The sequence below is a fragment of the Aeromonas sp. FDAARGOS 1404 genome, from assembly GCF_019047085.1.
In the GTDB taxonomy this organism is placed as follows: domain Bacteria; phylum Pseudomonadota; class Gammaproteobacteria; order Enterobacterales; family Aeromonadaceae; genus Aeromonas; species Aeromonas veronii.
The window spans coordinates 2380352-2404051 of record NZ_CP077237.1 but is presented as its reverse complement, the minus strand read 5'-3'; the positions used below and the strand labels follow the sequence as shown (position 1 = coordinate 2404051).

The 23700-nt window shown below is 58.5% G+C and carries 20 protein-coding genes; 15 read left to right on the top strand and 5 right to left on the bottom strand.

The window, feature by feature from the left end:
- Positions 1 to 7 precede the first annotated feature (7 nt).
- The 3 genes from glyS (at position 8) to I6L34_RS11145 (ending at position 4578) form a co-directional block, all read left to right on the top strand.
- Complete coding sequence (gene glyS / locus I6L34_RS11155; protein ID WP_216954715.1) at positions 8 to 2077, top strand: glycine--tRNA ligase subunit beta; 2070 nt, start codon at positions 8 to 10, stop codon at positions 2075 to 2077.
- Positions 2078 to 2186: 109 nt separating this feature from the next.
- Positions 2187 to 3569, top strand: coding sequence for a P-loop NTPase fold protein (locus I6L34_RS11150; RefSeq protein WP_216954714.1), 1383 nt, complete (start codon positions 2187 to 2189; stop codon positions 3567 to 3569).
- 244 nt (positions 3570 to 3813) lie between these two features.
- Positions 3814 to 4578 (top strand): EAL domain-containing protein, encoded by a 765-nt coding sequence (locus tag I6L34_RS11145; RefSeq protein ID WP_216954713.1) that lies wholly within the window; start codon positions 3814 to 3816, stop codon positions 4576 to 4578.
- Between the two features lie 118 nt (positions 4579 to 4696).
- On the opposite strand, the gene I6L34_RS11140 is transcribed toward I6L34_RS11145, so the two are convergent.
- Together I6L34_RS11140 and I6L34_RS11135 are read right to left on the bottom strand one after the other, a co-directional pair.
- The gene (locus tag I6L34_RS11140; RefSeq protein ID WP_216954712.1) at positions 4697 to 6232 is read right to left on the bottom strand and encodes an ADP-ribosyltransferase; all 1536 of its coding nucleotides are present in this window, start codon (positions 6230 to 6232) and stop codon (positions 4697 to 4699) included.
- 228 nt (positions 6233 to 6460) lie between these two features.
- Positions 6461 to 7822 carry an ADP-ribosyltransferase gene (locus tag I6L34_RS11135; RefSeq protein WP_216954711.1) on the bottom strand — a complete coding sequence of 454 codons (1362 nt, stop codon included), beginning with the start codon at positions 7820 to 7822 and terminating at the stop codon, positions 6461 to 6463.
- A 198-nt stretch (positions 7823 to 8020) separates the two neighbouring features.
- Between I6L34_RS11135 and I6L34_RS11130 the strand changes: the two genes are divergently transcribed.
- Positions 8021 to 8398, top strand: coding sequence for a CesT family type III secretion system chaperone (locus I6L34_RS11130; RefSeq protein ID WP_139741739.1), 378 nt, complete (start codon positions 8021 to 8023; stop codon positions 8396 to 8398).
- Between the two features lie 126 nt (positions 8399 to 8524).
- Entirely contained in the window at positions 8525 to 9019 is a 495-nt protein-coding gene (locus I6L34_RS11125) for a DM13 domain-containing protein (RefSeq protein ID WP_040069868.1), read from the top strand.
- A 74-nt stretch (positions 9020 to 9093) separates the two neighbouring features.
- Here I6L34_RS11125 and I6L34_RS11120 read toward each other — a convergent pair whose 3' ends face one another.
- Positions 9094 to 11358: a methyl-accepting chemotaxis protein gene (locus I6L34_RS11120; protein WP_216954710.1), complete on the bottom strand. Its 2265-nt coding sequence runs from the start codon at positions 11356 to 11358 to the stop codon at positions 9094 to 9096.
- Positions 11359 to 11733: 375 nt separating this feature from the next.
- Between I6L34_RS11120 and I6L34_RS11115 the strand changes: the two genes are divergently transcribed.
- Genes I6L34_RS11115 through I6L34_RS11105 form a run of 3 tightly spaced genes read left to right on the top strand, consistent with a single transcriptional unit; the run spans position 11734 to position 13419 of the window.
- Complete coding sequence (locus tag I6L34_RS11115) at positions 11734 to 12405, top strand: CsgG/HfaB family protein (RefSeq protein ID WP_042054701.1); 672 nt, start codon at positions 11734 to 11736, stop codon at positions 12403 to 12405.
- A 10-nt stretch (positions 12406 to 12415) separates the two neighbouring features.
- Positions 12416 to 12769 carry a DUF4810 domain-containing protein gene (locus tag I6L34_RS11110; RefSeq protein ID WP_050498494.1) on the top strand — a complete coding sequence of 118 codons (354 nt, stop codon included), beginning with the start codon at positions 12416 to 12418 and terminating at the stop codon, positions 12767 to 12769.
- A complete protein-coding gene (locus tag I6L34_RS11105) occupies positions 12766 to 13419 on the top strand; it encodes a DUF799 domain-containing protein (RefSeq protein WP_019446311.1) in 654 nt (217 codons plus the stop codon). Before I6L34_RS11110 ends, I6L34_RS11105 begins: the two co-directional genes overlap by 4 nt.
- A gap of 129 nt (positions 13420 to 13548) precedes the next feature.
- Here the strand turns inward: I6L34_RS11105 and I6L34_RS11100 are convergent, their stop codons facing one another.
- Positions 13549 to 14553 carry a substrate-binding domain-containing protein gene (locus tag I6L34_RS11100; protein ID WP_005355925.1) on the bottom strand — a complete coding sequence of 335 codons (1005 nt, stop codon included), beginning with the start codon at positions 14551 to 14553 and terminating at the stop codon, positions 13549 to 13551.
- Between the two features lie 434 nt (positions 14554 to 14987).
- On the opposite strand from I6L34_RS11100, the gene I6L34_RS11095 reads away from it, so the two are divergent.
- The 7 genes from I6L34_RS11095 (at position 14988) to glpG (ending at position 21128) form a co-directional block, all read left to right on the top strand.
- The gene (locus I6L34_RS11095; protein WP_216954709.1) at positions 14988 to 16109 is read left to right on the top strand and encodes a branched-chain amino acid ABC transporter substrate-binding protein; all 1122 of its coding nucleotides are present in this window, start codon (positions 14988 to 14990) and stop codon (positions 16107 to 16109) included.
- A 66-nt stretch (positions 16110 to 16175) separates the two neighbouring features.
- Positions 16176 to 17102: a high-affinity branched-chain amino acid ABC transporter permease LivH gene (gene livH, locus I6L34_RS11090; protein ID WP_005339439.1), complete on the top strand. Its 927-nt coding sequence runs from the start codon at positions 16176 to 16178 to the stop codon at positions 17100 to 17102.
- Entirely contained in the window at positions 17102 to 18370 is a 1269-nt protein-coding gene (locus I6L34_RS11085) for a high-affinity branched-chain amino acid ABC transporter permease LivM (protein ID WP_005355922.1), read from the top strand. The genes livH and I6L34_RS11085 overlap by 1 nt, the downstream gene beginning before the upstream one ends.
- Positions 18367 to 19140, top strand: a complete 774-nt coding sequence (gene livG, locus I6L34_RS11080) for a high-affinity branched-chain amino acid ABC transporter ATP-binding protein LivG (protein ID WP_005357323.1) — start codon at positions 18367 to 18369, stop codon at positions 19138 to 19140. Before I6L34_RS11085 ends, livG begins: the two co-directional genes overlap by 4 nt.
- Positions 19141 to 19150: 10 nt before the next feature.
- Positions 19151 to 19852, top strand: coding sequence for an ABC transporter ATP-binding protein (locus tag I6L34_RS11075; protein ID WP_005339433.1), 702 nt, complete (start codon positions 19151 to 19153; stop codon positions 19850 to 19852).
- 122 nt (positions 19853 to 19974) lie between these two features.
- Positions 19975 to 20298 carry a thiosulfate sulfurtransferase GlpE gene (glpE, locus tag I6L34_RS11070; protein ID WP_216954708.1) on the top strand — a complete coding sequence of 108 codons (324 nt, stop codon included), beginning with the start codon at positions 19975 to 19977 and terminating at the stop codon, positions 20296 to 20298.
- Positions 20295 to 21128: a rhomboid family intramembrane serine protease GlpG gene (glpG, locus tag I6L34_RS11065; RefSeq protein ID WP_005342430.1), complete on the top strand. Its 834-nt coding sequence runs from the start codon at positions 20295 to 20297 to the stop codon at positions 21126 to 21128. Before glpE ends, glpG begins: the two co-directional genes overlap by 4 nt.
- 66 nt (positions 21129 to 21194) lie before the next feature.
- On the opposite strand, the gene I6L34_RS11060 is transcribed toward glpG, so the two are convergent.
- Positions 21195 to 23639 carry a VolA/Pla-1 family phospholipase gene (locus I6L34_RS11060; RefSeq protein ID WP_216954707.1) on the bottom strand — a complete coding sequence of 815 codons (2445 nt, stop codon included), beginning with the start codon at positions 23637 to 23639 and terminating at the stop codon, positions 21195 to 21197.
- Positions 23640 to 23700: the final 61 nt, after the last annotated feature.

The following is a 23700-nucleotide window of genomic DNA, read 5'->3' as shown; positions in this document are numbered from 1 at the left end:
AACGGACATGGCACAACATACATTTCTGGTAGAGATCGGTACTGCTGAGCTGCCGCCCAAAGCCCTGCGCTCCCTGGCCGAAGCCTTTGCCGACAACTTCAAAGCCGAACTGACCAAGGCCGATCTGGCCTTCGGCGACGTCGAGTGGTTTGCTTCACCGCGCCGTCTGGCGCTGAAGGTAAGCGAGCTGGCTGGCGAACAGCCGAGCAAGAGCGTCGAGAAGCGCGGCCCGGCCGTGGCGCAGGCGTTCGATACCGAAGGCAAGCCGACCAAGGCTGCCGAAGGCTGGGCCCGTGGCAACGGCATCACCGTTGAGCAGGCCGAGCGTCTGGTCACCGACAAGGGTGAGTGGCTGGTTCACACCGCCAAGGTCGAAGGCCGTCCGGCCGTCGATCTGCTGGGCGAGCTGGTTAGCCAAGCACTGGCCAAGCTGCCGATCCCGAAAATGATGCGCTGGGGCGACAAGACCATCCAGTTCGTGCGTCCGGTCTTCACCGTGACCCTGCTGCTGGATGGCGAGCTGGTGCCCGCCCACATTCTGGGTATCGACTCTGCCCGCACCATCCGCGGCCACCGCTTTATGGGCGAGAGCGAGTTCACCATCGACAACGCCAGCCAGTACCCGCAGATCCTGCAGGAGCGCGGCATGGTGATTGCCGACTTCATGGCGCGCAAGGCCAAGATCAAGGCTGACGTCGAAGCGGCTGCTGCCGCCTTCGGTGGCGTGGCCGATCTGGACGACGCCCTGCTGGAAGAAGTGACCGCACTGGTCGAGTGGCCGGTAGTGCTGACCGCCAACTTCGAAGAGAAGTTCCTGGCCGTTCCGGCTGAAGCGCTGGTTCACACCATGAAGGGTGACCAGAAGTACTTCCCGGTCTACGACAAGAACGGCAAGCTGCTGCCGAAGTTCATCTTCGTCACCAACATCGAGTCCAAAGACCCGAGCCAGATCATCAGCGGCAACGAGAAGGTGGTTCGCCCCCGTCTCTCTGACGCCGAGTTCTTCTTCAAGACCGACCTCAAGCAGACTCTGGCCTCCCGCCTGCCGCGCCTTGAAACCGTGCTGTTCCAGCAACAGCTGGGCACCGTCAAGGCCAAGGTCGAGCGCATCGAGACCGTCGCCGGCTTTATCGCCGAGCGTATCGGCGCCGACGTGGCTCAGGCCAAGCGTGCCGGCCTGCTCTCCAAGTGTGATCTGATGACCAACATGGTCGGCGAGTTCACCGACACCCAGGGTGTCATGGGGATGCACTACGCCCGTCACGATGGCGAAGACGAAGCAGTGGCCGTGGCCCTCAACGAGCAGTACATGCCGCGCTTTGCCGGTGATGCCCTGCCGTCCGGTCTGGTTGCCTGCGCCGTCGCGCTGGCCGACAAGTTCGACACCCTGGCCGGTATCTTCGGCATCGGCATGCTGCCGAAGGGTGACAAGGATCCTTTCGCCCTGCGTCGCGCCGCCATCGGTGCCCTGCGCATCATGACCGAGAAGCAGCTGGACTTGGATCTGGTTGAACTGGTTGAAGAAGCGGTACGCGTCTACGGCGACAAGCTGACCAACAAAACCGTCGTTACCGACGTGGTCGACTTTATGCTGGGCCGCTTCCGCGCCGCCTATCAGGACGAAGGCATCGGTGCCGACGTGGTGCTGGCCGTGCTGGCCCGCCGCCCGACCCGTCCGCTCGACTTCGACCGTCGCGTCAAGGCCGTCAGCCACTTCCGCACCCTGGATGCCGCACTGGCACTGGCTGCCGCCAACAAGCGCGTGAGCAACATTCTGGCCAAGGTCGAAGGCGAACTGCCGACTGCCGTCAAACCGGAACTGCTGGTCGATGCCGCCGAGAAGGCGCTGGCCACCCAGGTTGCCGAACTGCAAGCCGAACTGGCTCCGCTGTTCGCCGCCGGTGACTATCAGGCTGCCCTCACCCGTCTGGCCGCCCTGCGCGAGCCGGTCGATACCTTCTTCAGCGAAGTCATGGTGATGGCCGATGACGAGGCCCTCAAGGCCAACCGTCTGGCGCTGCTGAACAACCTGCGCAACCTGTTCCTGCAAGTCGCGGATATCTCCCTGTTGCAGTAATTGCGGTTTGTTAGCAATATCTCAAATTGGCGCCGAAAGGCGCCTTTTTTATTGCATTAATTGCTCGTTGGCGTATAAAAAAGTATTTCCTTCACTCATGGACTTAATCATGAAAATAAAACCAAACTTTATATCTATCCCCCCTGAAGATCCATTTAAGTTTGATGGCATTGATTTAAAAGATAGTATACAAAATATTTCTGCTCTTCTTCAAAAAATATCTAGCCCTATAACGTTCTCAATTAATGCTCCTTGGGGAACAGGAAAAACGACCTTCATCAATATGCTAAAAGCTGACTTACAATTAGCCCAATGCAGCACAGTACTATTCAGTGCATGGCACACTGATTTTGCAGGTGATCCATTATTAGCCTTTTTGGGTGAAATTGATAGTCAACTACACAAAGGCTCAGTTGAGCATAATCCCGCATGGAGCCTCACCAAAAGCGCTGGTGAGATATTATTAAAAAAAGGCATTCCTGCTGCGTTAAAAATTATGACTATGGGAGTTCTGGATACGAAAGATTTTGTCGAAGAAGCAATGGGGGAGCTTGCTAAAGATGCATCCTCCAGCACAATCGAAAAATATGAATCTGAAAAGGATCAAATTATAATATTTAAAAATGGTCTTTCTCAAACAATTCAAGAAGCACATAATGGAAAGCTATTCATATTCATAGATGAGCTTGACAGATGCAGGCCAACATATGCAGTTGAATTGCTGGAGAGAATCAAACACTTATTTGATATCGAAGGGCTCATATTCATTATTGCCATGGATAAAGAACAATTATCACATAGTGTAAGATCTATTTATGGAGAGGGTTTTGAGTCAATCGGATATCTTAAGAGATTTATTGACATTGAGTATCAACTTCCGAAGCCTAATCTAAAGAAATTTATTAATGGTTTATATCATAATCTAGAGCTGGAAGAGTACTTTCAGGCGAGAGGGAAGCACTCTGGGGACAGAACAGACTGGGTTAACTTGTCAGATACGATTTCTTTCCTATCAGAGATAAAAAAACTATCATTAAGAGACATTGAGCAGTTATTTACAAAGATAACTCTAGTATTAAACTTAACCCCACCTAACTATCACCTTTACCCCGCATTAACCGCTTTTCTAGTCGTAGCTCATGAGTATCACCATCATGAATATAAAAATGCTTTAGAAAGTAAAAAGTATCCAAGTGGAATGATAGAAATCCTCTATGAGATTGTCCCAAAAGATGAACGGCTCGACAAGTACAAGGGCGAATGTGCGTTCATTGAAGCAAATCTAATGAATTCATACTTCAATATGGAGTCTCTTTCTAGTGAGAACTCTAATGAAATTGAGAACCGCCACACCAGCAATATTAGCAGTGGCAATGCCCAAGAAAAAAACTATTCAAATCGTGTCATGCAAATAAGCAATCGTTTCCATGACACAATAGATGTCAGTTACATTACAAAAAAAATTGAATTATTGAGCAGGTTCACTTTCTAAAAAATATGATCTCGTAGGTTCGATTAGCCGTCAGGCGTAATAGGACGTTCGCGTAAATCGATTCTCCCACCATAACAGCCAGCCGAATTCCCCCCTCCGGCTGGCCGCTCCTGAATCACGGCAACAACCGTAATCAAAGCCTCTCGATCGTCCGATTACGCTGCGCTAATCGAACCTACAGGGGGGTAATGAGCTGTTATCATTTGAGACAGTGCCCAGCGCCGCCACGCCCAAGAGGAAAGTCATGGATATGCCTGCCGCCCCGTCCCCCGCCATCTGCCAGCTGTGTCAGGAGAAAGCAGATCTCGACTTCGACTTCACCATGGCCTTTCAGCCCATCGTCGATTGCAGCCAGCGCACCATCTTCGGCTATGAGGCGCTGGTACGGGGGATCAACAACGAACCGGCGCAGAGCGTGATTGCCCGGGTCAACGACGGCAATCGCTACCGCTTCGACCAGCTGTGCCGCATCAAGGCCATCGCACTGGCCGCCCGGCTCGGGATGCGGGGCATGCTGAGCATCAATTTTCTGCCCAATGCGGTCTATCGCCCGGAGCGCTGCATCCGCACCACCCTGCAGGCGGCCCGCGAGCACCTCTTCCCCATCGAGCAGATCATGTTCGAGCTGACCGAGGTGGAGCAGGTGCAGGATAGCCAGCATCTTCGCGGCATCGTCGATCACTATCAGGCCCTCGGCTTCAAGACGGCAATCGATGACTTTGGCGCCGGTTACTCGGGCCTCAACCTGCTGGCCGATTTTCACCCCAATATCGTCAAGCTCGATATGCACCTGCTGCGCGGCATCGACCATGACCCGACCCGACAAGCCATAGTCCGCCACTGTCTGGCGCTGTTTGCCGAGTTGCAGATCACCCCGCTGGCAGAAGGGATCGAGACCCGCGAAGAGATGGCCTGCCTGCGGGAGATGGGCGTCAGCCTGATGCAGGGCTATCTGTTTGCCCGCCCCGGCTTCGAAACCCTGCCCGAAGTGGATTTCGCCAGCCTGTAAGCCAGTCGGTCTGCTCTTACCCCTCAGCCCACTCACGCCCGAATAAAGAAAACGGACACCCGAGGGTGTCCGTTTTTATGTCATATCACCTTGCCCCGAGGGGCTGTGTGCTGACGGTTTACAGATAGCTCTCATCGACGCCGATATGAGCCAGCGCAGCCAGTTCGAGCGGTGTCAGCTGGCTGGCGAAGTCGATCATGGTCGGCTCGCCACGGGCGGACCCGGGCAGTTGCAGCCGCTCCTTGAGCGCATCGGTCAGGCTGCCCACCAGATTGCCCATGCGGGTCAGGCGGGAAACCAGCACAGCCTCAGGGCTGCTTTCGCTATCGGCAAAGCCGGAGACCTGAGCAACCGCGAAGTCGCAGATAGCCCTGGCCCGATCACCAAAAGCCCCTTCCAGCTGTTGCAGCACCTGCCGTGCCTCGCTGTCGCCGAGACGCCCCAGCTCCGCCTGCATATGGCCGGTGTCAAAGCGCAGCCGCGCCCCGGCATCGAGCCGATCCTCCGGCTTGCCAGCTGTATGATTCACCCACGCCTGATCGGTCTGACCGGCAAACTGCATCAGGCCGCCCAGCACCAGTCGCTGGTTGGGACGCGCCGAGGCGAGACTGTCGAGGGCATGACCAAGGGAAGAGCCCTTGGCGTCGCTGCCGCTGGCTAGCGACAGCGCCAGAGTGCGCAGGGTTTGCAGATCGCCGCGGGTCTGCAACTTGGCCATGTGGGAACTGTTGATGGAGCCATCGGCAATATGTTGATGCAGGGCATTGAGATCGCTGCTGCTCAGGGTCACCTCGGTCGAGGTTTGATCCCGCAGCAGGTAGCTGGCCTGATAGCTGATAAGATCCAGCGCCAGCTTGTAACCGGTGGCCGGAGTCTGGCGGCCCATGGTGACCTGTTCGCGGGCAGCCCCTTTGCTCTCACCGCTTTGGATGGGCGTCGCATCCGTAGTGGTGGTCGCACTTTGCGCCGGTTCGCCAGCGATTTCAGCCTTGACGGCCCGCTGCAGGTCGGTCACTTCACCCATCGCGGTGTGCAGCTGGCTCATCGCCTCCTGCAGCAGTTCGGGGGTGGCGCTGGCGAGCAGCTCGGTCACCTTGCCCCCCACAGTGCCCCACTGCTGGAGCGGGATACCGGCGATGGGGCGAGCCAGCAGCCCGGCAGCCAACTCACGAAGCTGCGGCTGCTCGGAGCCGATGACAACGGCCTGCAACGCGGTGCAGAGCGAGCGCAGTGGGCCGTTGCCGGTCGCCAGAGTGGCGTGCTCCTTGCCCAGTTGTTCGGCGGCGATGTTGTTCAACACGTCCGCCTTGGCAAAGCCACCCAGCGAGCTACCAAATGCAGCCTGCTTCATCAGACGCTGAAGATCCTCGGGGGACGTGGCGGTTTGCGCCTTCGGCGCTGCGGCACTCTTGCCACTCCCCAGCAGGTTGCCAATCCACTCTTTGATGGCCACGAACGGACGGGCCAGTTGGGCCCCCAATCGCGAGAGCAGCCCCTGCCCTTTTTGCGGTTCGCTACGATTGCCCAGCAAGATCGCATCTTGTCCGGTGGCGACCTGACGCGCCTCCAGCTGGCCCATCCGGCCAACCCCTGTGGTTGCATCACTGTGGTGAGCGACGGCCTGTGTGCCGACGGTGTTTGCTTGAATCTGCATGATGATTGTCTTCTTGTGATGTTTCGCCGCCAGTCTAGGAGAGGCCATCAACAGGGACTATCGGGATTGGTCGCGATTTTTGCACTGAGCGCGGCGTGCTATCTCGCTGACCGAAAAGCTAAAAAAAGAGAGCCACCAACTTGCACTGACCCCCTATAGCCCACTCCCGCCAGAATAAAAAACGGACACCCGAGGGTGTCCATTGGTATCAGTTCTCGTGCTATCTGGTCACGCCAGATCGAGGCCGCGCATCTTCAGACGGATATCAACCTCTTGCGGCTTGTCGGCACCGCCCGACCCTCTTGCCAGATCCAACGCATCCAACAGCCCCTTGCTATGGCCGCTTTGTTCCCCCAGCTTGGCCTCTTCCAGTACCCGCCTGGTGACTCCCCGCTCATCTTTGGCACTCAGCAACACCCGCATATCCGTCGCCTTGTTATAGAGGATCTCCTGCTCATCCCCTTCAACGGATATGTCGCTGACATCGATCCCCGAGCGGCCAAATACCGTGGAAATAGTGCCTGAACCACCAAAGCTGGTGGCCACCTTGGGATCCCGAGAGGTAGAGAAATAAGCGGCATCATGACCGACTTGCCCCTCTGTCACCCCGCTGAACGCATCGCCACCGTGGGTACCGCGGAAGGTCTTGACCAACTGCTCGGCGGGAGTGCTTTTTTCAAAAGCAGCAGACATGCCCTGATCGATCAACGTTTGCCCTGCATCCAGCTGCTTTTCCTGACGCAGCGAGCGATTCAGGTGCTGGTACTCGCCATTGGTGTAGAGACCAAGCGCCATGACTTCAGCATCGCTGTAAAGACCGTGGGTCTGTTCACCCAGATATTGTTCAGCCTCCAGGCCAAATTGATTCTGCAAGCCCTCAGCCAGCGCCTTGTCGGCAGGCTCACCTTTAACTTCACTCTCGACGGCATAGCGTAATTGGGCAACCTCATGCATCAGGTCGTTCAATCCGGCTGCAACCTCACCGAGTTGCTCCTGCGTGGCGGAGCTCACCCATTCGCTGGCCTGCCTGCCCGTGGTTCCCCATTGCTGCAGAGCAATTCCGCCCAAATTCAGTTCAAGCAGGCGGGCGGCCTGATGAGTGGTTGCCTCGATTTTTGATCCATCACGAATACCGCTCAGGGCAGTGACCAAGGAACGCAGAGCACCGTTGCCAGTCGCCAGCGTGGTGTGGTCCTTGCGCAGTTGTTCAGCATTGATACTTTTCAGCTCGCTTGTCTTGTCGAGCGCGCTCAGGGTATAGGGCAGTGCCTTTTGCAAAAAAAGACGTTTCTGATCCGCCATGGAGAGGTTTTCTGCTACCTGAGTCTTCGGCGCAGCGGCACTCTTGCCGCTCCCCAGCAGGTTGCCGATCCACTCTTTGATGGCCACAAACGGGCGGGCCAGTTGGGCCCCCAATCGCGAGAGCAGCCCCTGCCCTTTCTGCGGTTCGCTGCGGTTGCCCAGCAAGATCGCATCTTGTCCGGTGGCGACCTGACGCACCTCCAGCTGGCCCATCCGGCCAACCCCTGTGGTTGCATCACTGGGGTGAGCGACGGCCTGTGTGCCGACAGTGTTTGCTTGAATCTGCATGATGATTGTCTTCTTGTGATGTTTCGCCGCCAGTCTAGGAGAGGCCATCAATAGGGACTATCGGGATTGGTCGCGATTTTTGTACTGAGCGCGGCGTGCTATCTCGCTGACCGAAAAGCTAAAAAAAGAGAGCCACCATTAACAGTGCCGCTGGCGGTGACCTGCTCTAATGGCGCCATCATCAATCTGGAGCCATCAATGAACTCTCTTTATCACGCCGCCATCCACCAGCTGTTTCTCTCCCTCTCCCTGCCTGCGCCGCAACAGGAGGAGAGCGTCACCAGCCTGCAGATCGGCGAACTGACCTGTCACCTGACCGAACACCCGGCCGACTATCTGCTGATGTTTACCCGCCTCGACGCGGCCACCAGCGCTCAGGCCGCCGCCCAAAACCTGTTCAGTCAGGACCCGTGCAAGCCGGTACTGGGTTTCGATACCGAGAGCCTGACACCGGTACTGTGGAGTCGTCAGCCCTTGCAGCAGCTGGATCGCACCCAGATCCACCACCAGCTGGAACAGCTGGTACACGCCGCCAGCGAGATCAACAAAGGCCAGGACGGCACTTTCCGGCCTTGAGCCATTGGCGTGATCACACCCCACGTCACCATAGATGGATAACGACATCTATGGCCTGAGCAAACTGGGCAGCGGGCCCCCGGACTGGTATGGTTTTGCCATCAATTCATCAACGACCGAGATATCATGAAACGCAAAACCATGGCCCTGCTGCTGGGCACCCATCTGCTGGTCGCGGCGGCAGGCTTTGCCGCCGGTGTCTATACCCTGCCGATCCTGATCGCGCCACCCGCACCTGATACCGAGCAGGTAGCGGCCAGCCAGCAGCAAGCGAGATTCCACGGCACCTTTCGCCGGGATCTGAAAGACAGCGATCGGCTGCACTGGGGGGAAGGCAAGGTGAGCATAGGGCCGGATGCCGTCAGCCTGATGGGCAAGCTGGCCCCCGGGCCGGACTACCAGCTCTACCTCTCCCCCGAGTTTGTCGAGACCGAAGCCGATTTTGCCCGCCTCAAGGATCAGATGGTGCGAGTCGGGCCGGTGAAGACCTTCGACAACTTTATCGTGCCGCTGCCCGCCACGATCGATCCGGCCCGCTACAGCAGCGTGATCGTCTGGTGTGAAACCTTCGGCCAGTTCATCACCGCCGCCCGTTATCAGGATCTGCGTCCGGAGCAGTAACCTCGCCCCAGACCCGCACCATGAAAAAGGGCTGACATCGCTGTCAGCCCTTTGGTTATCCGATCCGCTCGTCATTAACGCTCCGGCTTGGTCATCTCCCGCAGCAGCTGATCGATGCAGCCCACTACCTGCTCTGAGTTCTGCTCGATCTCGCGGTAGAGAGCCTCCGCCTCTTCATGCTTGTGCTGGTTTTTCAGCTCGATAATCTGCTGGATAACCTGATGCAGTCTGGCGTGCGGGGCGGCGATCGCCCTGAAGGCGGGTTGATCGCCACAGCATGCCTGCCCTTCGCTGAAGTACCAGTGACCAAGGCGGCACTCCTTGTCACTGACCGCCTCGCTGCGCGACAGCCCCTCCTGCCCATCCAGATAGGCGCGCACCCGAGTCTTCCAGCCCATGTGAGCGGCGCGGGCGCGACTCAGCACCATCCGCACGTTGGAACCATCCTGAAACTGCCCGGCCAGATCCCCCAGCTTGTCCACCAGGGTCGCCACATGGCTGGCGATATGGGCGGTATCCCGCGCCACCAGCGTGGTGGCCTGGGAGATCTCGTGGACGCTGACGATATTGCGGGTGATCTCGTCGCTCACCGAGGATTGCTCCTCCGAGGCAGCGGCGATCTGGGTGTTCATGTCGCGAATGCTGTTGACCGCTCCCTTGATCCGGCCGAGGGCTTCTCCCGCCTGATTGGCCCGCTCCACCGACTCTCCCGCCCGCGAGACGCTGTGTTCGATCATGGTCACCGTGGTGCCCACCGCCCGTTGCAACTGCTCGATGGTACCGCGGATCTCGGCGGTGGAGTGCTGGGTGCGCCCAGCCAGCGAGCGCACCTCGTCGGCCACCACCGCAAAACCACGCCCCTGTTCCCCGGCCCGGGCCGCCTCTATGGCGGCGTTGAGGGCCAGCAGGTTGGTCTGCTCGGCGATGGACTGGATCACCGCCAGCACCGAGCCAATCTGCTCGCTGGCCTTGGCGACCTCTTTCACCGTGTTGCCCGCGCTGGCGATCTCCTCGGCCAGCTGTTCGATCATGTTGACGCTCTGCTGCACCACCTCATCGCCGGTGACCGCCTGATTGTCCGCTTCGTTGGCCGCTTCGGCCGCCTGCGCCGTGTTGTTGGCCACCTCGTGTACCGTGCTGGTCATCTCGGTCATGGCGGTGGCGAGCTGGGTGGTCTGCTCCTGCTGGCGCGTCATGCTGCCAAGGTTACCCGCCGCACTGCGCGACAGCCGCTCGCTCTCGCCAGCCAGTTCGCCCAGAGTAGCGGTGAGCTGGCTGATGGTGTCGCGGATCTTGGCAACAAAGGCATTGAACGCCGACCCGAGGCGGCGGATCTCCTCCGGCCCTGCCACCGGCAGCTTGCTGCCGAGATCGCCGGAGCCATTGGCCAGCGCCTCCAGCGCCTTGACGCTGTCGAGCAGCGGACGGCTAAGACGCGCCAGCAGCAGCACCAGCGCCACCGCAATCAGAGCGGTGCCAAGTAGCGCGATCATTACCATCTGCCAGCTCTGGCGTACCAGCGCGGCTGCAACCTCACTGTGATCACGCGCCAACTCGATCACCCCGACCGCCTTGCCGGAGAAGTCGCGCAACGGTGCCGCCATCACCAGAAAATCGCTCCCCTGCTGCTTGATGGTGGTGAAGCGGCTCTCTCCCGCCAATACCTCCTGATACCAGTCCACCGACTCACCAAGCATGGAGGTACCAGTCAGCATAACGGGCTTACCCTGTTCAAACAGATAGATGGCAAAGCGACTGTCCTTGCCCAGCAGATCGGCAAACAGCGAGGTGTCGAGGGCGCGGCCAAACTCCACCGAGCCGACCGACTGACCATTGAAAGTGACCGGCACTACGCCGCGGATCCCGGTGCCCCCCTGACCGGTCTCCAACCCGCCGACCGGTTGATGATTGCGGTTCACCTCGACCACTGCCAACCGTGTAGTAGAGAGGTCGTCGCCATGATTTGCGGGCTTGTGTACCCGATAAAGGGAAGTAGCCGGGGGAATGTGAAAGTGAAACTGCTGGATCCCCTGCGCCTTGATAGCGGGCCAGAGCGGATCAAACAGATTGGCGAGGGTCTGCCAATCCTTGTCGGCCACCGCCTTTGCTGCATCCGGCCGCTGGGCGATCAGAGTCGCCGCCAGCACGGTTTCATGGCTGGTGTTTTTGATCACCGCTTCCACATTCTGGAGCTGGCTCCGCAGTGCAGCCTGCTCGGCCGCGAGCGCCCGCTGGCGATTTTCAAACAGATTAAAGGTAAGCAGCACCACGGCGAGCAATACGATGCCGCCGATTGCCAGCAGCGTGATCTGGTGACCCAGCTTGCGAGGGGGGAACATAAGACACCATCCTTGACAGTCATACCCAACCTACAGGATGGAACGGTTAAGTCGGGAGTCCATCAGAACTTAACCCTTTGTTGATATTGATCAAACGATTAACAGGCAAAATGCGAGGTGGGTCAAACGGGGGGAATGTTTATCATATGGGCTGGAATTGGGTCTTGGTGCATACAACTGACAGTTTTCAGTCCAACACAACGATCACACAGCAAAATTTGGAGATCCCCCTTCAATCCCCCACCTTGGTTACCAAAGCACAACAAGGAGTTTTATTAAGGCTTCCAACTGAAACGGTTCCGTTGGGGGCTTTATTGGTATACGATACAGGCCCCACAAAAAAACATTAATAATCATAAACTTAATAAGGCTGTCATGACAAAGTATCACATTGTTGCTGTGACTATCGCAGCAAGCTTGACACTTGCGGGTTGTGCAAGCGAATCCTCCCGAACACTTGAAGTTGCCAAAGTGACCTCTTACCAGACCCAATACCAAGGCACTCGCAGCCCCATTTCTGTGGGCAAGTTTGATAATCGCTCAAGCTACATGCGCGGTATATTCTCCGATGGTAACGACCGCCTGGGTAGCCAGGCCAAGACAATCCTGATCACCCACCTGCAACAAACTGGCCGTTTCAGTGTTCTGGATAGAGCCAACATGGAAGAGTTGCAAGCGGAAGCAGGGCTCAAGAAAGAGACTCAGACGCTGAAAGGCGCCGATTACGTCGTCACAGGCGATGTCACTGAATTTGGTCGAAAAGCGGTGGGAGATCATCAGCTGTTTGGCATTCTCGGCAGGGGTAAATCGCAGATCGCCTATGCCAAAGTCAACCTCAACATCGTCGATGTCAAAACGTCAGAAGTTGTTTTCTCGTCACAAGGGGCAGGCGAATTCGAGCTTTCCAACCGCGAAGTTATCGGTTTTGGTGGCACGGCCGATTATGACTCCACACTCAATGGCAAGGTGCTCGACCTGGCGATTCGTGAAGCCGTAAACAATCTGGTCTCTGGCATCCAGAACGGTGCCTGGCAACCGGCTCGCTAAGGGGGAATCAATGAACAAAATGCGTCAAGGACTCTGTCTGGCTTTTGCCCTCTTCAGCTACGGTTGTGCGACCCCACCCAAGCCCCTGTACAACTGGGGTGAATATCAGGATTCGGTCTACCAGAACCTTGAAGAAAAAGATAACGGTGAACAGATCGATCGGCTTGAGAAAAACCTGCAAGAAGCCAATGGCAAAGGGGAAAAGGTGCCGCCCGGTTTCCATGCTCATCTGGCCATGCTTTATGCCCAGCAAGGGCGTGACAACCTCGCACTGGAACACTTCGAGAAAGAGAAGCAACTCTTCCCAGAATCAACCACTTTCATTAATTTTCTGCTCACCCAGAAGCAAGGAGCAGCCAAATGAAAAAGTTACTGATTTCCATCATGGGCTCACTGCTACTGGCTGGTTGCGCATCCCAACAAGCTGCGTATGACTACACAGCATTTCGGGAAAGTCACCCTACATCGATTCTGGTTTTGCCTCCCGTAAACCACAGTCCAGATGTTAAAGCCGGCAATAGCCTGCTCTCCCAGAGCACCATGCCACTGGCCGAGTCTGGCTATTATGTTTTCCCGGTCTCACTGACCAACGAAACCTTCCGTCAGAACGGCATGACTGTTGCGGAAGATATCCACTCTTTGCCCATCAGCAAACTGCATCAGATTTTTGGTGCTGATACCGCGCTCTATCTGGACATCACCGAATATGGCACCAGCTATATGGTGGTCTCGAGTGAAACAGCCGTGACAGCGAAAGCAAAATTGGTGGACCTGCGTAACGGCAAAACCATATGGGAAGGTACAGCCCGCGCTTCAAGCGCAGAGCAAAAGTCCAATGGTGGTGGTAGCCTGGTTGGCATGCTGGTCGTCGCCGTCGTTGACCAGATCACCAACACTGTGATGGACAAGGGCCATGATATCGCAGGGATAACCAGTTTCAGACTGCTAAGCGCAGGTATGCCTAATGGCATCCTGTATGGCCCCTACTCACCGAAATACAACACACAAAAATAACCATTCCTGCTTCTGACAGAAGTGAGGATAAGCAGAGTTGCTTGGGGAAAATCCTCTTGTACTCCAGCCTGCGAAAACAAAAACCCCCTCGTGACAGAGGGGGTTTTTCGTGTTGGCAACGGGTGCGGATTAACGCAGCGGTTTGACCGAGCGACGGACGATCAGCTCGGGCTGTACCGTCATCGACTCCACTTCCAGCTCCTTGTTGCGGATCCGGCTGACCAGATGCTTCACCGCCAGCTGGCCCAATTCGGCCTTCGGGTGACGAATGGTGGTCAGCGGCGGGCTGGAGAAGCGCGCCATCTCCACATCGTCGTAGCCGATGATGGAGATATCGTCCGGCACCTTGACTCCGGCTTCCCAGGCAGCGCAAATCGCGCCGATCGCCATGGGATCGTCGAAGGCAAAGACCGCGGTCGGACGAGGCTGCAGGGCCAGGATGCGCTGCATGGCATCGAAGCCGCTCTGGCTCTCGTAGTCCCCTTCAAAGACCTGTTCATCTTTAAGGGTCAGACCGTGCTCGCCCAGCGCATCACGCACCCCGTCCAGTCGCTGCTGGGTGGTCGGCTTGGAGAGCTGGCCAGTGATGCAGACGATGTCGCGGTGCCCCAGCTCCAGCAGATGGCGTACGGCCATGCGGGCGCCGATGCGGGCGTTGTCGTTGATGACGTTGGCGAAATCGCACTCCGTTCCCCAATCCAGTACCACCTGCGGCACGTTCTTGTGGATGCGCAGCATGTCACGCAACGGGGTGTCGATATCGGTACCCAATACCAGCAGTCCATCCACCCGTTTTTCCATCAGCATTCTCAGGTAATGCTGTTGGCGAGGCGGCTGGTTTTCGGTGTTGCAGAGGATCAGGCTGTAGCCCTGTTCGAAGCAGTACGCTTCAACCCCTTGCACCACTTCTGCGAAGAAGGGGTTTACGCTGGTGGTGACCAGCATACCAATGGTCTTGGTCGAATTTATTTTAAGACTGCGCGCTACCGAGTTGGGCGCGTAGTTGAGTTCTGCCACCGCCTCAATCACTTTCTGGGTCGCGTCTTCGCTGACCCGCCGAGTGTGGTTGAGCACATGTGAGACGGTGGAGATGGATACGCCTGCGCGCGAGGCGACATCCTTGATAGTGGCCATCTCTGTCTCCTGACTGTCAAAGGCGGAACATTAGCAGATTTCCCGAATAAAGGCTTGGTTTTAACGAGCTCTGCCACGGAATTGTCAATGCCGGCTAATTTAGGCGCTCATTTCTGTTTGCGCAAATGGATTCTGGTCAAAATGGGAGCGCTGTCAGAGTAAAATATCGCCAGATTAATCCTCTGGCGTTTGTCAGAATCGCCTCTCGTTACCAAGATGTTAAGTCAACAAATCAAAATTAAGCTCTGATTAGCCGAAAATAACAGGTCATTTATTTCAAAATCCACCCATCCAACCCCCTCTGGTTAGTATCTTTAACAGCTTGTTATTGCCCCGTGAGGAATGATAGAACCATACCTATAGCCGGATGCACGGGATGTAGATCCGGAATGGCACACGGAAATGAAACAATCCACTGATTAAGGGACGAATCAATGCATAAGTTGAGCAAAATCACAGTTGGCGCAGCGGTTTCTTTGGCTCTGTTTGGATCGATCTCCATCGCCCACGCGGCAGACACCATCAAGATAGGTATCGCAGGCCCGGTCACCGGCCCGGTCGCCCAGTACGGGGACATGCAGTTCACCGGCGGCAAGATGGCGGTAGAGCAGATCAACAAGGCTGGCGGCATTAATGGCAAGCAGATCGAAGCGGTCGTCTATGACGATGCCTGCGATCCCAAACAGGCGGTGGCCGTTGCCAACAAGGTGGTGAACGACGGCGTCAAGTTCGTGGTCGGTCACCTCTGCTCCGACAACACCCTGCCCGCCTCCGACATCTATGAAGACGAGGGGATCCTGATGGTCACCCCTGCCTCCACCAACCCCAAGATCACCGAGCGCGGTTACCAGCTGACCCTGCGCACCATAGGCCTGGATAGCGATCAGGGCCCGACTGCCGCCAAGTACATCATCGAGCAGGTCAAACCCCAGCACGTGGCCGTTATCCACGACAAGAAGCAGTATGGCGAAGGGATCGCTTCCAGCGTCAAAGCCGCGCTCGACAAGGCTGGCGTGAAAGTGGTGGCCTTTGAAGGGATCACCGCCGGTGACAAGGACTTCTCCGCCCTGATCGCCAAGCTGCAGAAAGAGAACGTCGATTTCGTCTACTACGGCGGCTATCACCCTGAGCTGGGCCTGATCCTGCGTCAGGCTGGCGAGAAGGGGCTGAAAGCCAAGTTCATGGGCCCGGAAGGGGTGGGTAACAAGGATATCTCCGCCATCGGTGGCCCAGCTTCCGAAGGCCTGCTGGTGACCCTGCCGAACAAATACGATCTGGTGCCTGCCAACGCCCCGCTAGTGGCGGCGTTCAAGGCCAAGGGTCAGGACTCCTCCGGCCCGTTCGTCTGGACTACCTATGCCGCGGTGCAAACCCTGGCAGCCGGTATCGCCAAGGCGGGTGAAGATGACCCGGCTGCCGTGGCCGCCGCCATCAAGGCTGCGCCGATCGATACCGTGATGGGCCCCCTGACCTGGGCACCGAACGGTGACCTGAAAGGCTTCGAATTCGGTGTGTTCCAGTGGCACGCTGACGGTACTTCCAGCCAAGTCAAATAATCTGCCGATCGGGGGTGAGTACGCTCACCCCCTCCTCTCTTTGCGGGCAAGTACAGGGAACGCAGTATGTCCGAACACCTCCTTTATCTCGTTCAGCAACTGCTGAACGGATTAACCATAGGCAGCACCTATGCGTTGATCGCCATTGGCTACACCATGGTCTATGGCATCATCGGCATGATCAACTTCGCCCACGGCGAGGTGTACATGATCGGCTCCTATGTCGCTTTTATGGTGATGGCGGGGCTCATGATGATGGGCATCGACAGCACCTTTCTACTGCTGGGGGGCGCCTTCCTGGTCAGTATTATCATCACCGGCACCTATGGCTGGAGCATCGAGCGGGTCGCCTACCGGCCACTGCGCGGTGGCAACCGGCTGATCCCCCTCATCTCCGCCATCGGCATGTCGATCTTCCTGCAGAACATGATGCGGATGGCTCAGGGCTCACGGGATATCGCCATGCCCAGCCTAATCTCCGGTGGCTGGACCCTGGGGGGTGAGGATGGTTTTCAGGCCAGCCTCTCCTATATGCAGCTGATTATCTTCGTGGTGACTTTCATCACCATGCTGGCGCTGACCCAGTTCATCGGCCGCTCCCGCATGGGCCGCGCCTGCCGCGCCTGTTCGGAAGATATCAAGATGGCCAACCTGTTAGGGATAGACACCCACGTGGTCATCTCCATCACCTTCGTGCTGGGGGCCGCGCTGGCCGCCGTCGCCGGGGTGCTGCTCGGCATGTATTACGGCGTCATCAACCCCTACCTCGGCTTTATGGCCGGTCTGAAGGCCTTCACTGCCGCTGTATTGGGCGGTATCGGCAGCATTCCGGGTGCCGTACTGGGCGGCCTGCTGCTGGGGGTGGTTGAAGCGCTCACCGCCGGTTATCTCAGCACCGAGTACAAGGATGTGATGGCGTTTGCCCTGCTCATTTTTGTGCTGCTCTTTATGCCGACCGGCATTCTGGGCCGTCCGGAAGTGGAGAAAGTGTGATGAAACATCAATTTATCCACGCCTGTATCGCCAGCCTGGTGTTGCTGGTGCTCTCTTTCTGGCTGCTCGGCTTCAAACTGGAGACTGATGGCTCCAGCCTGCAGGTAGTGAGCCGCCTCGATGTGTCGCTGGCCTGGCTGCTGGGGGGAGCCACCCTTGTTTTCTGGTTCCAGATGCTGCGCGGCCAGATCGCCAAGCTGTTTCAGGCCTCCATCAGCGGCTTCTCGGTCGGCTTCACCAAGCTGGTGCTGCCGAGCCCGGAAGAGGCACCCAAGCTCTATAACCTCACCGCCGTGCTGGTGCTGCTGTTCGCGGTGAGCTGGCCCTTTATGGCTTCTCGCGGCGCCATCGATCTCGCCACCCTCACCCTGATTTACATCATGCTGGGGCTGGGGCTGAACGTGGTGGTCGGCCTCGCCGGCCTGCTAGATCTCGGCTATGTCGGCTTCTATGCGGTCGGCGCCTACAGCTATGCCCTGCTCAACACCTACTTCGGGCTGAGCTTCTGGGAGTGCCTGCCCATCGCCGGGCTGATGGCCGCGACCTTCGGCTTCCTGCTCGGTTTCCCGGTGCTGCGGCTGCGGGGGGACTATCTGGCCATCGTCACCCTGGGTTTTGGCGAGATCATCCGCATCCTGCTCAACAACATGACCACCCTGACCGGCGGCCCCAACGGCATCTCCGGCATCCCCAAACCGACGCTGGGGGGGCTGGAGTTCAACCGCACCGTCAAGGATGGGGGTTTTGATACCTTCCACAACTTCTTCGGCATTACCTACAACGCCAACCACAAGGTGATCTTCCTCTACCTGATGGCGCTGGTGCTGGTGGTGGTGACCCTGTTCGTCATCAACCGCCTGCTGCGGATGCCCCTTGGCCGCGCCTGGGAAGCGCTGCGGGAAGACGAGATCGCCTGCAAATCGCTGGGGCTCAACCCCACCATCATCAAGTTGACCGCCTTCACCATAGGCGCCACCTTCGCGGGCTTTGCCGGCAGCTTCTTTGCCTCGCGGCAGGGCTTTATCAGCCCGGAATCCTTCGTCTTTATCGAGTCGGCCATTGTGCTGGCGATTGTGGTGCTGGGTGGCATGGGTTCCCAGATCGGGGTGGTGCTGGCTGCCATCGTGATGACGGTGCTGCCGGAGCTGGCCCGCGAATTCAACGAGTATCGCATGCTGATGTTCGGCCTCTTGATGGTGTTCATGATGATCTGGCGGCCACAGGGATTGCTGCCGATGACCCGTCCGCATCTGGAGTTGAAGAAATGAGTACTCATCAGAAGTTAATGGAAGTCTCTGATTTGTCGATGCGCTTCGGGGGCCTGCTGGCCGTCAACGGGGTCAAACTGGATATCGACAAGGGCGAGGTGATCTCCATCATCGGCCCCAACGGCGCGGGCAAGACCACCATCTTCAACTGCCTGACCGGCTTCTACAGCCCGAGCGGCGGCACCATCCGCTACAAGGGTGAGGAGATCCAGGGGCTGCCCGGCCACCTCATCGCCCGCAAGGGGATTGTGCGTACCTTCCAGCACGTGCGGCTGTTCAAGGAGATGACGGCGGTGGAGAACCTGCTGGTTGCCCAGCACCAGCACCTCAACACCAGCTTTATCGCCGGTCTGTTCAAGACCCCGGCCTTCCGCCGGGCGGAGCAGGAGGGGCTGGAGCGGGCCGCCTTCTGGCTGGATAAAGTGGGCCTCAAGGATCTTGCCAACCGCGCCGCCGGCAACCTGGCCTACGGTCAGCAGCGCCGCCTCGAGATCGCCCGCTGCATGGCGACCCGTCCCGAGCTGCTGATGCTGGACGAACCGGCTGCCGGCCTCAACCCGAAGGAGACCGACGAGCTGGACGAGCTGATCATGAGCCTGCGGGACGAATTCGGGGTCTCGGTGCTGCTGATCGAACACGATATGAAGCTGGTGATGGGCATCTCCAACCGCATCTTCGTGGTCAGTCAGGGCACCCCGCTGGCCCACGGCAAGCCGGATGAGATCCGCAACAACCCGGCAGTGATCAAGGCCTATCTGGGCGAGTCGTAAGGACAAAAAGATGTTAGAACTTCGCAACGTATCGACCCACTACGGCAAAATTCAGGCACTGCACGATGTCAGCGTCGAGGTGAAAGAGGGGGAAATCGTCACCCTGATCGGCGCCAACGGCGCAGGCAAGACCACCCTGCTGATGACCCTCTGCGGCGAACCCAAGCCCAGCAGCGGCTCCATCTGGTTTGAGGGGGAACAGATCAGCTCCCTCACCACCGCCCGCATCATGCGCAAGGATATCGCCGTGGTGCCGGAGGGGCGTCGCATCTTCGCCCGCCTGACGGTGGAGGAGAACCTGCTGATGGGCGCCTTCTTCGTCGACAAGGCCGAGCAGCATGGCCTGCTGGATCAGGTGTTTACCCTGTTCCCGCGCCTGCACGAGCGACTGGAACAGCGGGCGGGCACCATGTCCGGCGGCGAGCAGCAGATGCTGGCCATCGGCCGTGCCCTGATGAGCAAACCGCGCCTGCTGCTGCTGGATGAACCCTCGCTGGGGCTGGCCCCCATCGTCATCCAGCAGATCTTCGACACCATCGAACAGTTGCGGCAGAAGGGGATGACCATCTTTCTGGTGGAGCAGAACGCCAACCAGGCGCTCAAGCTGGCCGACCGCGGCTATGTGCTGGAGAACGGCCACGTGGTGCTGCAAGACACGGGCGCCGCCCTGCTGGCCAACCCGGCAGTGCGGCAGGCCTATCTGGGCGGTTAACCCACTGACCCGCATGCCATATCAACAAGGGAGCCGCTGGCTCCCTTATCTTTTGTGGGGTTAGTTTGCGCCCAAGCTTGCGGTACACTGGCCCGTAATCAACCTATTCGCAGGACATCCCGATGGACCAGTTTGCCCATATCAATGCCCATGATGCCCACCAGAAACTGAGTGCGGGTGAAGCCCGTCTGGTGGATATTCGCGACCCGCAGTCCTTTGAAGCGGCCCACGCGGTCGGCGCCTTCCACCTCACCAACGGCACCCTGGTGCGCTTTATGAACGAAGTGAATTTCGATACCCCGGTCATCGTGATGTGCTATCACGGCAACAGCAGTCAGGGGGCGGCCCAATACCTGCTGCAACAGGGTTATGACGAGGTCTACAGCCTGGATGGCGGCTTCGAAGCGTGGCGCCGGGAGTTTCCCATCGAGGCAGGCGAGGCATGATCCAGCTGCTGGTGCTCGACAACGCCCGCATGGCGCAGGCGCTGGTGGACTATCTGGCGACCCTGGGCATCTCCTGCGAGCTGACCCAGTCCGAGCTGGGGGTCACCATCTGGCTGGCGGACGAGCAACGCCTCGCGCAGGCCCAGCTGGAGGTGAAGCGCTTTCTGGCCGAGCCGGGCCACCCGCGCTATATGGAAGCCTCCTGGCAATCCGGCCGCGCCGATGCTCGCATCGACTACAGCAAGGGGATGACGGACCCCATCACCGACTTCCTCCATCAGGCGGGGCCGCTGACGCTGGTAGTGATCATCGCCTGTCTCGCCATCTACGGGATCGAGGCCATCGGCCTGCCCATCTACGACGAACTGGCATTCCACCCGACGCTGGCCCAGTTCACCGACTGGCAGGCATGGCGTTATTTCACCCCCGCCCTGATCCACTTCTCGGTGCTCCATCTGGTGTTCAACTTGCTCTGGTGGTGGTATCTCGGCGGCCAGATCGAGCAGCGCCTCGGCAGCGGCAAGCTGCTGATCCTGCTGCTGGTGGGCGCCGCCCTGCCCAATATCGCCGAGTTCTTTGCCAGCGGCCCGCTGTTTGGCGGCCTCTCCGGCGTGGTCTATGCCCTGCTCGGCTACTGCTGGCTGCGCAGCAAGCTGCAACCGGCCTGCGGCCTCACTCTGCCACCGGCACTGATGGGCTTTATGCTGTTCTGGATGGTGCTCGGCTTCTTCGACATGCTCGGCACCAGCACCGCCAATATCGCCCACCTGACCGGCCTGCTGGTCGGCCTGCTGCAAGGCTGGCTGGATCGCAACCACCAGCCGGGCTGATTTTTCAGCAGCCGCAGAAACGAGAACGCCGCCCCGAAGGGCGGCGTTTTTTTACGCGATGGGCAGTTACTGCTTGATCAGGGTGTCGTCAGTCACCTTGACCGCCGCACCGCCACTCATAAAGAAGCTGGCGAACTGGGTCTGGATCTCGGTGGTGACCGCACCAGCCGGATCGAAGTTCTCGTCAGGGGCCAGCAGCGAGCTATGGCCCCCTTTCAGGAAGCGCGCAGCATGGTGACCCGCCGGGAGCACGCCGGACCCTTTCAGCTCTTGCAAACCCAACACCCGGAACAGCGGCTCGGTGCCACCCAGCGGCGCAGAGGCGATGCTGTTGGGGATCACCTGATCCGGCAAGCTGAGCGCACCATCACCAACAATTTCGGTGGCGAACAACGGGAAGCTCTTGGCGACGCCACTGCCCAGATTGATCGGGTCGGCAGAGTCCAGCACTGACTGGGCGGCAAAGGTATAGCTCTGCAAGGTGCTCGCCGCACCCGCCTGCGTGGCCGCATCCAGACTGGGCAGGAACTCGTTGACGAAGCAAGTGGCGGCAGCCGTTTTGCAATTCGGTGCATAGGCGGTAAAGCCCGCTTTCAGCGCCGGACTGCCCGAGGTAAGCACGCTCATCTTGATGGTCGGCCCGAAGCTCGGCGAGTTGAGCAACAGCGGCGCGATGCCGCCACCCGGCATCGCCAGACCACCGGTATCGAACTTGAACAGGGCATCAGCCTGAGCACTGCCGGTGGTCTGGTTGGCGACAGCCAGCAGATTGGCCCCGGTAATGGCACCGAGTGAGTGACCGAGGAAGTGAACTTTCAGACCGGCACCACCCAATTGGCCACCCAATCCCTGGGTGTTGGCCAGACCGACAGCCAGTCGCAGTCCCAGCAGATCGGCCACGCTCTGTTTCAGATTGTCCCGCGCCACCGTCAGATAGTTGAGGTTCAGATAGGGGAGCGGGTTCTCCGATGTGGTCACCGTCGCCATGCTGTTGCTCAGGGCATAACCACGCTCGCCGTGCAGCGGATGATCGATCACTACCACAGCGACATTTTTGGCTGTTGGTGTGACTTGCAGACCAGCACCAATCTGGCCCAGCGCCAGCGCATAGGCGTTCTCCTTGATGGAGGTAACCCCGTGTTGATAGATGATCACATCGGTAATGGTATTGAGCGGTGCAGCGGCGAAGATCCGCAGCGGTACCGATTGTACTTCGCTCAGGGTCGGCAACGGGTTGAAACGGCCGATATTGCGCTCGGCATCCAGCGGCTTGCCACCGGAGGTGAGGGTCACCCCGATCAGCTTGCTCGCCTCGCTCAGCAGTTCACTCTGACGGCTCGGGTCAGCGATCAGCTCACCCAGCAATGCCGGGTCCACGCCCGCCCCGACCAGTCCACCGATCACCTCGGTATCGCCCGCTTTCAGCGCGTTGGCGATGGCATAGAGGCTGGGAATGGCGCCGTGCCAGGATTGGGTCTTGGCCTTGTCCCAGGAGCCGGCTATCGCCGGGGTAGAGAGGAAGTAAGGGAGTTTGACGGTACCGGTATACACCTTGGTCACCGATGCAACTCCGTTTAGGGTGCCATTAGCCGCCACAGCGGCAGCAATCGCATCACGATCTTTCTGCGGCAAGAATGGCTCATTCGCCAGTTGGGTCAGAAAATCCACCCCGCCATTAAGACCGTTGATGGTATAGGTTGCTGGCAGGCTGGTGTTGCCTCTGGCATCCTGTTTCCACAGCGCCGCGGCGTCCAGGCTCGGGCTCTTCAACACGGAAGCAGCAGCACTCTTCACTGCCAGCAGCACATCGGCGCCGGACTGGGTGGCGAACCAGTCGGAGAAGATCACCCGATCGCTGGTGATCCCGGTGGCCGCCTTGAACAGACCCTCCTGCAGCGAGATCAGGCCGTTGATGGTCTGCTCCTGAGTGGTTGCGCCAGCCGTCGATCTGAAGCTACTGTAATCGCCGCCCGCCTTGAGCGGAGTGCCACGACTGTCCTTGAGGGCATCGGTCGCCACGATCATGTAGTAAGAAGAGGGATTGAGCGGCTTGAGCGGAACCAGATTGAGCTTGCCGTCCCCGCCAGTGACCACAAAGTCGGTCCCATAAACCAGTGGCTTGCCGCCCTTGACTCCGTTGGGTTGCAGAGTGACCGGATCCAGCGTGAGCTCGAGCAGGTAGAGTGGCGCAACGGCAGAGGCATACTCGCTGTCCGCCGGTGCTGGCACAGAGACACCGGTCACGGTCGCCGGTACCAGCTGGACGGGTTGGGTGGTTGACCAGCCATCCAGGGTGGAGAGGGCAGATACCGGGTTCGACAGATCAGCAGTTTCTGTCGAAAACTTCAGGGTACCGTCGCTGGCACGGGGGGCCAGCACGCTCGGGCGCACCCCGTTGGCACCACTCAGGACGTAGTCGAGGGAGCTGGTGGTGTCTCCCTTGTTGTCATCTCCACCACATCCGGCCAGCAGGGCGCTGACAACAGCTGCATAAATTAGCTTCTTCTTCATTTTTTATTCTCTTTTTATAAGGTTGTTATCCATCACAAGCCAACGGGGTCATCACGACCTC

What these genes read in the sequence shown, in the direction of transcription:
- glyS (WP_216954715.1), top strand. Translation starts at nt 8, where the DNA reads ATGGCACAACATACATTTCTGGTAGAGATCGGTACTGCTGAGCTGCCG.
- I6L34_RS11150 (WP_216954714.1), top strand. Translation starts at nt 2,187, where the DNA reads ATGAAAATAAAACCAAACTTTATATCTATCCCCCCTGAAGATCCATTT.
- I6L34_RS11145 (WP_216954713.1), top strand. Translation starts at nt 3,814, where the DNA reads ATGGATATGCCTGCCGCCCCGTCCCCCGCCATCTGCCAGCTGTGTCAG.
- I6L34_RS11140 (WP_216954712.1), bottom strand. Translation starts at nt 6,232, where the DNA reads ATGCAGATTCAAGCAAACACCGTCGGCACACAGGCCGTCGCTCACCAC.
- I6L34_RS11135 (WP_216954711.1), bottom strand. Translation starts at nt 7,822, where the DNA reads ATGCAGATTCAAGCAAACACTGTCGGCACACAGGCCGTCGCTCACCCC.
- I6L34_RS11130 (WP_139741739.1), top strand. Translation starts at nt 8,021, where the DNA reads ATGAACTCTCTTTATCACGCCGCCATCCACCAGCTGTTTCTCTCCCTC.
- I6L34_RS11125 (WP_040069868.1), top strand. Translation starts at nt 8,525, where the DNA reads ATGAAACGCAAAACCATGGCCCTGCTGCTGGGCACCCATCTGCTGGTC.
- I6L34_RS11120 (WP_216954710.1), bottom strand. Translation starts at nt 11,358, where the DNA reads ATGTTCCCCCCTCGCAAGCTGGGTCACCAGATCACGCTGCTGGCAATC.
- I6L34_RS11115 (WP_042054701.1), top strand. Translation starts at nt 11,734, where the DNA reads ATGACAAAGTATCACATTGTTGCTGTGACTATCGCAGCAAGCTTGACA.
- I6L34_RS11110 (WP_050498494.1), top strand. Translation starts at nt 12,416, where the DNA reads ATGAACAAAATGCGTCAAGGACTCTGTCTGGCTTTTGCCCTCTTCAGC.
- I6L34_RS11105 (WP_019446311.1), top strand. Translation starts at nt 12,766, where the DNA reads ATGAAAAAGTTACTGATTTCCATCATGGGCTCACTGCTACTGGCTGGT.
- I6L34_RS11100 (WP_005355925.1), bottom strand. Translation starts at nt 14,553, where the DNA reads ATGGCCACTATCAAGGATGTCGCCTCGCGCGCAGGCGTATCCATCTCC.
- I6L34_RS11095 (WP_216954709.1), top strand. Translation starts at nt 14,988, where the DNA reads ATGCATAAGTTGAGCAAAATCACAGTTGGCGCAGCGGTTTCTTTGGCT.
- livH (WP_005339439.1), top strand. Translation starts at nt 16,176, where the DNA reads ATGTCCGAACACCTCCTTTATCTCGTTCAGCAACTGCTGAACGGATTA.
- I6L34_RS11085 (WP_005355922.1), top strand. Translation starts at nt 17,102, where the DNA reads ATGAAACATCAATTTATCCACGCCTGTATCGCCAGCCTGGTGTTGCTG.
- livG (WP_005357323.1), top strand. Translation starts at nt 18,367, where the DNA reads ATGAGTACTCATCAGAAGTTAATGGAAGTCTCTGATTTGTCGATGCGC.
- I6L34_RS11075 (WP_005339433.1), top strand. Translation starts at nt 19,151, where the DNA reads ATGTTAGAACTTCGCAACGTATCGACCCACTACGGCAAAATTCAGGCA.
- glpE (WP_216954708.1), top strand. Translation starts at nt 19,975, where the DNA reads ATGGACCAGTTTGCCCATATCAATGCCCATGATGCCCACCAGAAACTG.
- glpG (WP_005342430.1), top strand. Translation starts at nt 20,295, where the DNA reads ATGATCCAGCTGCTGGTGCTCGACAACGCCCGCATGGCGCAGGCGCTG.
- I6L34_RS11060 (WP_216954707.1), bottom strand. Translation starts at nt 23,639, where the DNA reads ATGAAGAAGAAGCTAATTTATGCAGCTGTTGTCAGCGCCCTGCTGGCC.